Origin of the sequence: Pseudosulfitobacter pseudonitzschiae (assembly GCF_900129395.1) — a bacterium.
Lineage (GTDB): Bacteria > Pseudomonadota > Alphaproteobacteria > Rhodobacterales > Rhodobacteraceae > Pseudosulfitobacter > Pseudosulfitobacter pseudonitzschiae.
Genome location: NZ_FQVP01000004.1, coordinates 544,143 through 556,222 on the forward strand (window position 1 = coordinate 544,143; position 12,080 = coordinate 556,222).

Genomic DNA, 12,080 nt, shown 5'->3' on the forward strand with positions numbered 1-12,080 from the left:
CGGCCTCACCCCGGAGTTTGTTTCGCAAGATGAAGGGGGACGGTGTCGCGTATGTATCCGCGTTGCAGGGCGCGCTGGCGGTAGGTATCGGCCACCTGAGAGGCCGCGCGCAGGTCGGTGTGGCACGAGGTGATCGTGCGCGGCGTGCCGCCAACCGCGCCCCATTCGCGGGTCACGGACGCCTCTTCGAACAGGTTGCGCGAAATCTCGACGCGGTAGAACAGCGGGCGGGCCTTGCCGGTGCGGTAAAGAAGGGCTTGCAGCATCGTCAGCTCCAGTGAACGTCACCGAGAAAGATATAACCTGCGCCGTAGATTGTCTTGATCAATTGTGGATTTTTCGGATCTTCGCGCAGTTTTGTGCGCAGCCGCGAGATGCGCACGTCCATGGCCCGGTCAAAGCTTTCCCCGGCAGCGCCGCCCAGGGATTCCTGCATTTGCGCCCGCGAGATCAGGCGGCGGGGGCTGGACAGGAACAGGCGCAGCACTTCGCCTTCGGCGTGCGAGAACGTGGTTTCCCCGCCCGTATCGTCGACCAGCGTGTAGCGGTCGAACAGCGCGGTCCAGCCCTGAAAGCGCGCGGTGTTGCCGCTGTGGGTGGGCTGATGGTTCGACCGCAGGCGGGCGCGCACGCGGGCGACGACCTCGGCGGGATCGAAGGGTTTGATGATGTAATCGTCGGCCCCCAGTTCCAGCCCAGTGACCTTGTCCTGCACCTGTGCGCGGCCCGAGATGATGATGACCGTCGCCCCCTGTTCCAACGCCAGGCGGTGCACGATGGTCAGCCCGTCGGTGTCGGGCAGGCCCAGATCGACAAGGCACACGTCGGGCTGATGGGTTTTCAGCGCCGCCTCGAAAGCCGAGGCGCGCGCAAAGCTGAGGGTGCGAAAGCCCGCCTCTTCCAGAGCGTCAGCCAGCATGGTGCGGATGGCGGGTTCGTCGTCCAGAATGGTGACAAGGGGGCTGTCGGATTTGGTCATTGGGCGGCCTGCGGCATTAAAAGCGCGGCAAGATCGTCCGCAGAAAAGGGTTTTTGCAACACGGGTGCGCGGGTCAGGGCGGCGCGGTGCATCGGGTCGGACACGGGCAACGAGGTCATCAGGATGATCGGTGTGCCTGCGTCTTTCAGCCGGTCCGCCAGTTCTATCCCCGAGGCAGCGCCCAGCCGGATATCGCTGAGGATCAGGCCGATGTCGGGCAGGTCGGCGGTCAGCGCGGTGGCTTCATCGACACTTGCGGCCTCGACGACGGAATGCCCCAGCCCCATGAGCATGTCCCGATAGAGCGCACGAAGGTCGTCGCGGTCCTCGACCAGCAGGACCATGCCGCCCGTGACCGGCGCAGGGCGGTTCAGCGGCAGGCGCAGGCGCACTTCGGCACCGGTGAGGGTGTTTCTCAGGCCAAGGTGCCCGCCTGCGGTCTTGGTCATGTCATAGACCATCGGCAGCCCCAGCCCCGAGCCTTCGCCGCCCTTGGTGGTAAAGAACGGATCGCACGCCTTGTGCAGCGCCTCGTCCGAGAAGCCGGGTCCGGTGTCGGTGACGGTGAATTCCACCCAAGTCTCGCCAATCGCGGCGGCGGTCAGGGTGATCGTACCCTTGGCGCCACAGGCGTCGCGGGCGTTCAGGATCAGGTTCAGCAGACTGTCCTGTACGATGCCGGTGTCCAGCAACAGCGGTCCCGGCGGCAGGGTGCAATCGACACGCAGGGTTTGTCCCGCAGGCAATGTGGGCGAGGCCAATGTGGCCACGTCTGCGAGCAAACCCGCGACTTCGACGGGGCCGGGACGCAGCACGCGGGCGGCGGTGGCGTTGGCGATACCGTCCAGCAGGTGCCCGCCCCGACGGGCGGCGGCGCGGGTGCCTTCGATCAGGGGGGCGGCGCCCTCGGGCAGGTCCTCCATCCGTTCAAGCTTGCTTTGCAGGCCCAGGATAATTGTCAGCAGGTTCGAGAAATCATGTGCCAGGCCGGATGTCATCTGTGCCGCAAGCGCCCGCTTGCGGTTTTGTTGCAGGGCAACGCGGGCCTGGGTTTCTTCGGTCACGTCCATCGACAGGATATAGGCCCCCTGCGCTGTGTCGGGGGTAAAGGCCGCGCGGATGCGGCGGGCGCTGGGGCCGTCGGTGAATTCGAACACGGACGGGCGGCCTTCGTATGCGGCCTGTAGATGCGGCGCGATCAGTTCGTAATTGGTAGGTCCCAGCGCATCAGAGATATGCAGGCCCATCAGGTCACTGGGCCGGTCGGGCAGGATGCTGGACAGGCGGCGGTTGGTATAGGTGTAGTGCCCGGTTTCATCGACGTGGGCGATATGAGCGGGCATCATTTCGGTTACCAGACGGGTGCGCGCTTCCATCTCGGTGAGCTCTCGTTTGGCCTCTTCCAGCGCGGCGACCGTGGCCGAAAGCTGGCGGTTGGTTGCGGCCAGTTCTTCCGAGCGGGACAGGACCATATCTGACAGCGCGTCGGACCGTGCGCGCAGCATGTGTTCCTGATCCTTGGTGCGGGTGATGTCGGTATAGACGGTGACCCACCCTCCCTGCGGCAGCGGTGCCCCCTCGACCGAGATCGTGCGCCCGTTGGCGCGGGTCCGTTCCATGTAATGCGGCTCGAAGGCGCGGGCGGTGCTGACCCGCTCGGCGACAAACGCTTCGATGTCGTCGATGGGGCCGTATTCGCCCTGTGTGGCGATGTGGCGGATGGTGTCCTCGAAGGTGGCACCGGGTTGCACCAGCGCGTCGGGCAGCCGGAACATCTGTTGAAAGGCCACGTTGCAGACCGACAGGCGCAAGTCGCTGTCATAGATCGACAGCGCCTGGGCGATCAGGTTCAGCCCGGCGGTTGTCAGCGCCCTGTTCTGGTCGTCGTTGCGTGGCACGTGGCGATCCTCCGCCGATGGGGGTAGCATCGCGGACCGCAATCGCAAAGGGGTGGTTTGCGCGGGCCTGCGAAGATGGGTACAGATTGCGCCATGAGAACCCTTGCCGCAATCGCCTTGATCTGCTCCGGCTCTGCCGCGCAGGCGCATCCGCATATCTTCATTGATGCGGGCCTGACTGCGATCGTGGACGAGACCGGCAGGTTGCAGGCGATCAAGGTCACTTGGGCCTATGATGCGTTCTACTCCTTGCTGGTCACAGAGGACGCTGGACTGGATTCCGATGGCAATGCCGTCCTGACCAAAGACGAAGAGGCGCAGTTGCGCGGCTTTGATATGCAGTGGATCGAAGGGTACAACGGCGATTTGGTCGCACGGCTGGACGGACAGCCGCTGGAGTTGTCCGGCCCACGTGATGCCACGCTGGTCATGCGCGAGGGGCGGCTGGTCACCACGCATGTGCGCGACGTGGTGGGGGCGCCGGAGTTGATCGGGCACAGCTTGTCGATGAAACCCTATGACCCGACCTATTACACCTCTTACGACGTCACCCTGAATGTGAATGTCCAGGGGCTCGACGGCTGTACCATCGCGCGCAACCTGCCTGATCTGGATGCGGGGATGAAAGAGTTGCAGGGGGCGCTGTCCAAGCTGGGGCGTGATCAGGATGCAATCGAGGAAGGATTTCCCGAAGTGGGCGAAGCCTTTGCCACCGAGGTTGAAATCACGTGCGCGCCCCGCTGATCGTCCTGCTGGTGCCGCTGGCCGCTTTGGGCTGGTGGCTGTGGCCTGGTGGCGGGCTGGGGCAGATCGGTCAGATGGCGGCGGGCTACCAGCGGTCCTTTCAGAACGAGATGGCCTTGACCCTGCGCGCCACCAGGGCGGGCAACGCGGGCGCGTTCTGGACGCTGCTGGGTGTGTGTTTCGCCTACGGTTTCTTTCATGCGGTGGGTCCGGGGCACGGCAAGGTGCTGATCGGCGGCTATGGGCTGGCGCGTCGCGTGACGGTCTGGCGGCTGGGGACGATTGCGCTGCTGTCGTCTCTGGGGCAGGCGGTGACGGCGATCGTGCTGGTGCAAGGCGGGCTGTGGCTGTTTGCGCTGACACGCGACCAGATGGTGGGCGCGGCCGAGGACATCATGGCCCCCGTCAGCTACGGTGCGATTGTTTTGATCGGACTGTGGTTGCTGGGGCGTGGTGCGCGGCGAATGTTGCGGCGTCCTGTGGGGCATGGGCACGATCATGCGCATATCCATGGCGATGAAGCCTGCGCCCACTGCGGGCACCGCCACGCCCCCAGCGTCGAAGAGGTCGCAGGTCTGACATCGCTGCGCGAGGCGCTGTTGTTGATTGCAGGCGTGGCGATCCGACCCTGCACGGGGGCGTTGTTCGTGCTGGTGATCACGCATGGTATGGGCATTGCCGGGGCGGGTATCGCCGGTGTCTTTGCGATGGCGGTTGGCACGGCAGTCGTCACCGTCGCCGTCGGCACAGGTGCCATTGGCCTGCGCAGTGGCCTGCTGGGCAGCGTGGCAGGTGGGCCATGGGCCTCGCGCCTCTTGCCGCTGGTCGAGATTTCCGCCGGTGCACTCGTGGTCGCAGGCGCGGGCGGATTGCTTTTGCGGGCACTCTGACGCGCATTCCACCCAGCGTGTAACAATTCGTTAGAATTGAGCAAACATCCCGAAAAAGTTGACCGCGAGTGTGCAGACAGCATGATTTGCGGGGAGGATTCGCACGTCATGCGAAAAAGGCCTGTCGCGACAACGTCGGCGGGTTCGGGAGGAGAACACATTGACCAAGACGCTGGAAGGCGCCGAAGGACTGCGGTCCGTACCGGCGTTGCTGCATCGCAATGCGACCCAGTTCGCAGATGCCCCCGCCTATCGTGAAAAAGAGTTTGGTATCTGGCAAAGCTGGACCTGGTCGCAGGCGCTTGAGGAAATCGAGGCGCTGGCCCTGGGGATGATTGACCTGGGCGTGGCCGAGGGCGATTTCGTCGCCGTGATCGGACGCAACCGGCCCCGGCTGTACTGGGCGATGATGTCGGCGCAGATGTGCGGTGCGATTCCGGTGCCCTTGTACAACGACGCGGCGGCCGAAGAGATGGCCTATACGCTCGGGCACTGCGGCGCGAAATACGTGGTCGCGGGCGATCAGGAACAAGTCGACAAGGTCATGGAAATCCAGGACCAGCTGCCGCAATTCGAAGAGATGATCTATCTCGACCCGCGTGGCTTGCGGAAATACGACCATGAAAAGCTGCGGTCGTATGAGCAGGTCCAGCACAACGGCCGCGCCAAGCGCGAGACGTTGATGGCCGAGATGAAGGCCCGCATTGCCAAGCTGGATTACGACAGCACCGCCGTGATGCTGTACACCTCCGGCACCACCGGCAACCCCAAGGGCGTGGTGCTGAGCAATCGCAACGTCATCGAAACCTCGCGCACCAGTTCCGAGTTCGACGGGCTGCGCCAGACGGACGATATCCTTGCCTATCTGCCGATGGCATGGGTCGGCGATTTCATCTTTTCCGTCGGACAGGCGCTTTGGACGGGCTATTGCACCAATTGCCCCGAAAGCCCCGATACAATGATGACCGACCTGCGCGAGATCGGGCCGACCTATTACTTTGCCCCGCCGCGCGTGTTTGAAAACCAACTGACCAACGTGATGATCCGCATGGAGGACGCGAGCCGCCTGAAAAAGCGGATGTTCGATCATTTCATGGCGCATGCGCGCAAGGTCGGGCCGGACTTGCTGGATGGCAAACCCGTGGGCCTGATGGACCGGCTGAAATACAAGTTGGGTGATCTTCTGGTTTACGGGCCGCTGAAGAACACGCTGGGCTTTACCCGCGTGCGCGTCGGCTACACGGCAGGCGAGGCGATCGGGCCGGAAATCTTTGATTTCTACCGCTCGCTGGGGATCAACCTGAAACAGCTTTACGGCCAGACCGAGGCCACGGTTTACATCACCGCACAGCCTGACGGACAGGTGCGCAGTGACACGGTGGGTGTGGTCTGTCCCGGGGTCGAGCTGAAGATCAACGACACCGGCGAGGTCTATTACCGCTCGCCCGGTGTGTTCGTCGAATATTACAAGAACCCCGAAAGCACCGCCGACACCAAGGACGCCGAAGGGTGGGTGGCCACGGGCGACGCGGGCTTTATCGAGCCTGATACAGGCCATTTGCGCATCATCGACCGCGCCAAGGATGTGGGCAAGATGGCGGACGGGTCGCTGTTCGCGCCGAAATACGTCGAGAACAAGCTGAAGTTCTATCCCAACATTCTGGAAGCGGTCGTGTTCGGCAACGGGCGTGATGAATGCACGGCGTTCATCAACATCGACCTGACGGCGGTCAGCAACTGGGCCGAGCGCAACAACATCGCCTATGCGTCCTATCAGGAGCTTGCCGGGCACCCGCAGGTGCTGGCGACGATCCAGAGCCACGTGGAAGCGGTCAACCGTTCGGTCGCCGAGGACGAGATGCTGTCGGGCTGTCAGGTCCACCGCTTTGTCGTATTGCACAAGGAACTGGACGCCGACGACGGCGAACTGACCCGCACCCGCAAGGTACGCCGCAAGAAGATCGAGGAGAAGTTCCACGACATCATCACGGCGCTGTACGACGGGTCCGACCAGATCAGCACGGTGACCGAAGTGACCTATGAGGATGGCCGCAAGGGCGCGATCAAGGCGACGCTGGAGATCCGTCACGCGATGGTCCAGCCCGTCGCAACGCGGATGGCTGCGGAATGATGGGGTTTGCATCTGTGTGCTCCGAGGCCGTTGCAAGTCGGTCCTTCGGGGGGGATTTTTTTGAACCAGAGAAGCAGGGGGACGTGTGATGCTGGATCAGGCAGACGGTTACACAACCGCAGACGGGCGCAAGATTGGCCCCGTGGTGATGGAGATGAAGAACATCACCCTGCGCTTTGGCGGCGTCGAGGCGATCAAGGACATTTCTTTTGACATCCGCGAGGGCGAAATCCGCGCGATCATCGGGCCGAACGGAGCGGGCAAGTCGTCGATGTTGAACGTGATCTCGGGCTTTTACGTGCCGCAAGAGGGGCAGGTATTCTATCAAGGCCAGCCGCGTCCGCCGATGAAACCATTTCAGGTGGCACGTCAGGGTATTGCGCGCACGTTCCAGAACATTGCGCTGTTCGAGGGCATGACCGTGCTGGACAACGTCATGACGGGACGTTTGACCCACATGCAGACCGGCCTGTTCTGGCAGTCGATGTGGAAGGGCAAGGCCGAGGAAGAAGAGACCGCCAACCGCGAAGTCGCGGAGAAGATCATCGACTTTCTCGAAATCCAGGCGATCCGCAAGACGCCGGTGGCGCGTCTGCCCTACGGTCTGAAAAAGCGGGTCGAACTGGCGCGGGCGCTGGCCGCCGAGCCGTCTCTGCTGCTGCTGGACGAGCCTATGGCGGGCATGAACGTCGAGGAAAAAGAGGACATGAGCCGCTTTATTCTGGATGTGAACGATGAATTCGGCACCACCATCGCCCTGATCGAACACGACATGGGCGTGGTGATGGACCTGAGCGACCGCGTGGTGGTGATGGATTACGGCAAGAAAATCGGCGACGGCACCCCGGACGAGGTGCGCAACAATCAGGACGTGATCGACGCCTATCTGGGGGTGGCTCATGACTGATGCAAAGATTTGGAATGTGAAGGAACTGCGCGATGTCTGAGGCTTTTCTCTATACGGTCGAGGTGTTCCTGAACGGGCTGATGGCGGGCGTTCTTTATGCGCTGGTCGCGCTGGGCTTTGTGTTGATTTACAAGGCATCGGGCATTTTCAACTTTGCCCAAGGGGTTATGGCGCTGTTTGCGGCCATGACGCTGGTCGGTTTTCAGAACGGACAGGTGCCGTTCGCGCATCTGATCAACGCGACCTTCGGGCTTCATGTCACCAACTTTGGCTGGAACCTGCATTCGGTTGTCGCGGTTTTCCTGACCGTGCTGGTGATGATCTTGCTGGCATGGGCGGTGCAGCGGTTCGTGTTCCGGCATCTGGTCGGGCAAGAGCCAATCATCCTGTTCATGGCGACCATCGGTCTGGCCTATTTCCTTGAAGGGTTGGCGGACCTGATGTGGGGGTCCGAGATCAAGACGCTGGATCTGTGCTGGTCCGCAGGGCACTGCCTGCCGCAGGGGGGGAACTTCTGGATCGAAGATATGACCGCTGGTCTGGGTGGCGAAGGCTTCTATGGGTTTTTCATCGACAGTCTGGATATCGTCGCGGCGGTTGTGGCGATGGTTCTGGTGGCGGCCCTTGTGGCCTTTGCCCAATACACCAAACAGGGCCGCGCGATGCGGGCCGTGGCGGATGACCATCAGGCGGCGCTTTCCGTCGGCGTATCGTTGAACTTTATCTGGATACTTGTGTGGTCGCTGGCGGGCTTTGTCGCCCTTGTGGCGGGCATCATGTGGGGCGCGAAATCAGGTGTTCAGTTCTCGCTCTCGCTGATCGCGCTCAAGGCGCTGCCGGTGCTGATGCTGGGCGGGTTCACCTCGATCCCGGGCGCCATTGTCGGCGGGTTGATCATCGGCGTGGGCGAGAAGCTGTTCGAGTTCCTGATCGGCGCGCCCTTCCTTGGCGGCGCTACTGAAAACTGGTTCGCCTATATGCTGGCGCTGTTGTTCCTGGTGTTCCGTCCGCAAGGCCTGTTCGGGGAGAAGATCATTGAACGTGTTTGATCTGACCGAAGCAGCAGCGGGGGCCAGCCCCCGCGCCCCCGGGATATTGACAGCCAAAAGAATGAAAAGCCTGCGGGCTGTGGGAGTACTCTGATGTTTTATCGTGAAGCGGGCGAATTTCGCACGACCTACAAGGAAGACAGCCAGACCTTTCCGATCCGGTTCGACCGGTGGCGCTATTACTTTGTGCTGTTCGTGGCAATCTGTGTCATTCCGTTCATGGTCAACGACTATTGGGTGAACTCGATTTTCCTGCCCTTCCTGATCTATGCGATTGCGGCAATCGGGCTGAACATTCTTGTGGGTTATTGCGGGCAGGTGTCGCTGGGTACGGGCGGGTTCATGGCGGTGGGGGCCTATGCCTGCTACAAGCTGATGACGGCCTTTCCCGATGTGAGCATGTTCATTCACGTGATCCTTGCCGGGGTGATCACGGCAGGCGTCGGCATGTTGTTCGGCCTGCCATCGCTGCGGATCAAGGGGTTTTACCTGGCCGTGGCGACGCTGGCGGCGCAGTTCTTTCTGGTGTGGTTGTTCAACCGCGTGCCGTGGTTCTACAACTATTCCGCATCCGGCCAGATCAACGCACCCGAGCGTGATACCTTTGGCATCCTGATCACCGGACCGAACACCGAAGCCTGGGCCACCTATGTGTTCTGCCTGATCTTTACCGTGGTCAGCGCCATCATCGCGCGCAACCTGACGCGCGGGTCGGTGGGGCGTAAATGGATGGCGATCCGGGACATGGACATTGCGGCCGAAATCATCGGGGTGAACCCGCTGACCGCCAAGCTGAGTGCCTTTGCCATCTCGTCGTTCTTTGTCGGCATCTCGGGCGCGTTGTTCTTCAGCGTCTATCTGGGCGCCGTTGAAGTGGGCGAAGCCTTTGGCATCAACAAGTCGTTCCTGGTGCTGTTCATGATCATCATTGGCGGATTGGGCAGCATTTTCGGCAGCTTTGCCGGGGCTGCGTTCCTGGTGTTGCTGCCCGTGGCGCTGAAAGTTGTGGGCGTGGACTGGTTGGGCTGGCCCACCGACATCGTGGCGCATTTGCAGCTGGTGATCGTCGGGGCGCTGATCATCGTGTTCCTGATCGCCGAACCCCATGGCATCGCGCAGCTGTGGCGCGTGACAAAGGAAAAACTGAGATTGTGGCCGTTCCCGCATTAACGGGGGCGGTCGTCAAGACCGGCGGGGGCCTACAATCCCGCACTGCGCTGGTTCCGCGAGGGGCCACATCGGAAAAACCAAGGGAGGAAACACCGATGAAGATGAAGTTTGCAACAATGGCTGTTGCTGCTGTTATGGCGGCAGGCCCGGTTATGGCGGACCTTGTGTTCCCATCGCTGAGCTATCGGACCGGGCCTTACGCGGCCAGCGGCATCCCGTTTGCGGATGGTTATGCCGATTACTTCACCCTGCTGAACGAGCGGGATGGCGGCATCGGAGGTGCCAAAATCCGTGTGCCCGAATGCGAAACCGGCTATAACACCGAAAAAGGTGTGGAATGCTACGAATCCACCAAGGGTGAAGGCGCGTTGGTCTATCAGCCGCTGTCCACCGGCATCACCTATCAGCTGATCCCCAAGGCGACAGCGGACGGCATCCCGATCCATTCGATGGGCTATGGCCGGACGTCGGCAGCCAACGGCAAAGTGTTCCGTGACGTGTTCAACTATCCGGCCAACTATTGGGACGGTGCTTCGGGCGCGATCAACTATCTGCTGGACGAGAACGGTGACGACATCAAAGGCAAGAAGATTGCCTTGGTCTACCACAACTCGGCCTACGGCAAGGAACCGATCCGCACCTTGGAAGAGCTGCAAAAGACGCACGGTTTCGAGCTGACGTTGCTGCCCGTTGACCACCCCGGTCAGGAGCAGAAATCGCAGTGGCTGCAAATCCGCCGTGAAAAGCCTGACTACGTGATCATGTGGGGCTGGGGCGTGATGAACCAGGTCGCGATCCAAGAGGCTGTGAACATCCGCTATCCGATGGAGAACTTCATCGGTGTGTGGTGGTCGGGTTCCGAAGCGGACGTGATCCCCGCCGGTGCGGCGGCCAATGGCTACAAGGCGCTGACCTTCCACGGTGTTGGCAAGGATTATCCGATCTATGACGATATCCAGAAATACGTTGTGGACACCGGCAAAGCCGCCGGCGCGGGCGACCAGATCGGGACGGTTCAGTACAACCGTGGCATGTACGCCGCGATGCTGGCCGCCGAAGCTGCGAAAACCGCGCAGGAAATCCACGGCACGCCGGATATCGACGCCAAGATGATGCGCGACGGTATGGAGGCGCTGGAGATCACCGAGGCGAAGATGGCCGCTCTGGGTCTTCCCAACTTTGGCCCCGAGTTCAAGGTGTCGTGCGAAGAGCACGGTGGTCCAGGCCTGGTGGGCGTGACCCAGTGGGATGCAGCCGCTGGCACGTGGAATGTCATCTCTGACTATAAACCCACCGACCGTGAGTTGATCAGCCGTCTGGTGGCCGAAGATTCGGCAGCTTACGCGGCTGAAAACAACATCGAACCCGGCTGTAACTAAGTCGAACCCTCCGGCGGCGCGTCCGTGTCGCCGGAGTTTTCCCAAACACCACCAAACGGGGCAGGTTGACCATGCTTGATGCCGGAAAAACTGACGAGACCTTGCTTGAGGTCAACAACATCGAGGTGATCTACAATCACGTCATCCTGGTGCTGAAAGGTGTCAGCCTGTCGGTGCCCAAGGGCGGGATCACCGCATTGCTGGGCGGCAACGGCGCGGGCAAGACCACGACGCTGAAGGCCATCAGCGGCTTGCTGGCCTCGGAGCGTGGTGAAGTCACCAAAGGCTCGATCAAATACCGCGGTGATGTGATCCAGCATACCGACCCTGCCGAAACCGTGAAACGCGGTGTAGTGCAGGTGATGGAGGGCCGCCATTGTTTTGAGCATCTGACCATCGAGGAAAACCTGCTGACCGGGGCCTATACGCGCACCGACGGCAAGGGCGCCATCGCGGCAGACCTCGAAATGGTTTACAACTATTTTCCGCGTCTGCGCGAGCGGCGCAAATCCCAGGCGGGGTACACCTCGGGTGGGGAACAACAGATGTGTGCGATCGGTCGCGCCCTGATGAGCCGCCCCGAGACGATCCTGCTGGACGAACCCAGCATGGGTCTGGCGCCGCAGTTGGTGGAACAGATTTTCTCGATCGTGAAATCGGTGAACGAAAACGAAGGCGTGTCCTTCCTGCTGGCCGAACAGAACACCAACGTGGCACTGCGGTTCGCGCATTACGGCTATATTCTGGAGTCGGGCCGCGTGGTGATGGACGGCCCCGCCGCTGAGCTGCGCGAAAACCCGGACGTGAAGGAATTCTATCTGGGCATGTCCGACGAAGGCCGCAAATCGTTCCGCGATGTGCGGTCCTACCGCCGGCGCAAGCGTTGGCTGAGCTGAGCAAGACCGATCCGCGCAACACTTGACCACACGAACA

11 protein-coding genes are annotated in these 12,080 nt (G+C 61.7%); 8 read left to right on the top strand and 3 right to left on the bottom strand.

Translation table 11 applies throughout. From position 1 onward, the window contains the following. Window positions 1-5 precede the first annotated feature (5 nt). The 3 genes from BUC08_RS14385 to BUC08_RS14395 are packed head-to-tail and all read right to left on the bottom strand — an operon-like array spanning window position 6 to window position 2,877. A complete protein-coding gene (locus tag BUC08_RS14385; protein ID WP_051539397.1) occupies window positions 6-266 on the bottom strand; it encodes a WGR domain-containing protein in 261 nt (86 codons plus the stop codon). Between the two features lie 2 nt (window positions 267-268). Then, window positions 269-979 carry a response regulator transcription factor gene (locus tag BUC08_RS14390; RefSeq protein ID WP_037923283.1) on the bottom strand — a complete coding sequence of 237 codons (711 nt, stop codon included), beginning with the start codon at window positions 977-979 and terminating at the stop codon, window positions 269-271. Next, complete coding sequence (locus BUC08_RS14395) at window positions 976-2,877, bottom strand: PAS-domain containing protein (RefSeq protein ID WP_037923285.1); 1,902 nt, start codon at window positions 2,875-2,877, stop codon at window positions 976-978. Before BUC08_RS14395 ends, BUC08_RS14390 begins: the two co-directional genes overlap by 4 nt. A gap of 93 nt (window positions 2,878-2,970) precedes the next feature. Between BUC08_RS14395 and BUC08_RS14400 the strand changes: the two genes are divergently transcribed. The 8 genes from BUC08_RS14400 to BUC08_RS14435 all read left to right on the top strand — a co-directional run bounded on the left by BUC08_RS14400 (window position 2,971) and on the right by BUC08_RS14435 (window position 12,043). Beyond that, window positions 2,971-3,621: a DUF1007 family protein gene (locus BUC08_RS14400; RefSeq protein WP_051694031.1), complete on the top strand. Its 651-nt coding sequence runs from the start codon at window positions 2,971-2,973 to the stop codon at window positions 3,619-3,621. Continuing rightward, window positions 3,606-4,511, top strand: a complete 906-nt coding sequence (locus BUC08_RS14405) for a nickel/cobalt transporter (protein WP_037923287.1) — start codon at window positions 3,606-3,608, stop codon at window positions 4,509-4,511. Before BUC08_RS14400 ends, BUC08_RS14405 begins: the two co-directional genes overlap by 16 nt. Before the next feature lie 160 nt (window positions 4,512-4,671). Then, window positions 4,672-6,642 carry an AMP-binding protein gene (locus BUC08_RS14410; protein WP_037923289.1) on the top strand — a complete coding sequence of 657 codons (1,971 nt, stop codon included), beginning with the start codon at window positions 4,672-4,674 and terminating at the stop codon, window positions 6,640-6,642. An 88-nt stretch (window positions 6,643-6,730) separates the two neighbouring features. Beyond that, window positions 6,731-7,549: an ABC transporter ATP-binding protein gene (locus BUC08_RS14415; RefSeq protein ID WP_037923290.1), complete on the top strand. Its 819-nt coding sequence runs from the start codon at window positions 6,731-6,733 to the stop codon at window positions 7,547-7,549. Between the two features lie 32 nt (window positions 7,550-7,581). After that, window positions 7,582-8,598, top strand: coding sequence for a branched-chain amino acid ABC transporter permease (locus BUC08_RS14420; RefSeq protein ID WP_037923292.1), 1,017 nt, complete (start codon window positions 7,582-7,584; stop codon window positions 8,596-8,598). 93 nt (window positions 8,599-8,691) lie between these two features. Continuing rightward, entirely contained in the window at window positions 8,692-9,768 is a 1,077-nt protein-coding gene (locus tag BUC08_RS14425) for a branched-chain amino acid ABC transporter permease (RefSeq protein WP_037923295.1), read from the top strand. 95 nt (window positions 9,769-9,863) lie between these two features. Next, complete coding sequence (locus BUC08_RS14430; protein WP_037923298.1) at window positions 9,864-11,147, top strand: ABC transporter substrate-binding protein; 1,284 nt, start codon at window positions 9,864-9,866, stop codon at window positions 11,145-11,147. A 71-nt stretch (window positions 11,148-11,218) separates the two neighbouring features. Beyond that, window positions 11,219-12,043: an ABC transporter ATP-binding protein gene (locus BUC08_RS14435; RefSeq protein ID WP_028955275.1), complete on the top strand. Its 825-nt coding sequence runs from the start codon at window positions 11,219-11,221 to the stop codon at window positions 12,041-12,043. Window positions 12,044-12,080 lie beyond the last annotated feature (37 nt).

What these genes read in the sequence shown, in the direction of transcription:
- BUC08_RS14390 (WP_037923283.1), bottom strand. Translation starts at nt 979, where the DNA reads ATGACCAAATCCGACAGCCCCCTTGTCACCATTCTGGACGACGAACCC.
- BUC08_RS14430 (WP_037923298.1), top strand. Translation starts at nt 9,864, where the DNA reads ATGAAGATGAAGTTTGCAACAATGGCTGTTGCTGCTGTTATGGCGGCA.
- BUC08_RS14415 (WP_037923290.1), top strand. Translation starts at nt 6,731, where the DNA reads ATGCTGGATCAGGCAGACGGTTACACAACCGCAGACGGGCGCAAGATT.
- BUC08_RS14420 (WP_037923292.1), top strand. Translation starts at nt 7,582, where the DNA reads ATGTCTGAGGCTTTTCTCTATACGGTCGAGGTGTTCCTGAACGGGCTG.
- BUC08_RS14385 (WP_051539397.1), bottom strand. Translation starts at nt 266, where the DNA reads ATGCTGCAAGCCCTTCTTTACCGCACCGGCAAGGCCCGCCCGCTGTTC.
- BUC08_RS14400 (WP_051694031.1), top strand. Translation starts at nt 2,971, where the DNA reads ATGAGAACCCTTGCCGCAATCGCCTTGATCTGCTCCGGCTCTGCCGCG.
- BUC08_RS14425 (WP_037923295.1), top strand. Translation starts at nt 8,692, where the DNA reads ATGTTTTATCGTGAAGCGGGCGAATTTCGCACGACCTACAAGGAAGAC.
- BUC08_RS14435 (WP_028955275.1), top strand. Translation starts at nt 11,219, where the DNA reads ATGCTTGATGCCGGAAAAACTGACGAGACCTTGCTTGAGGTCAACAAC.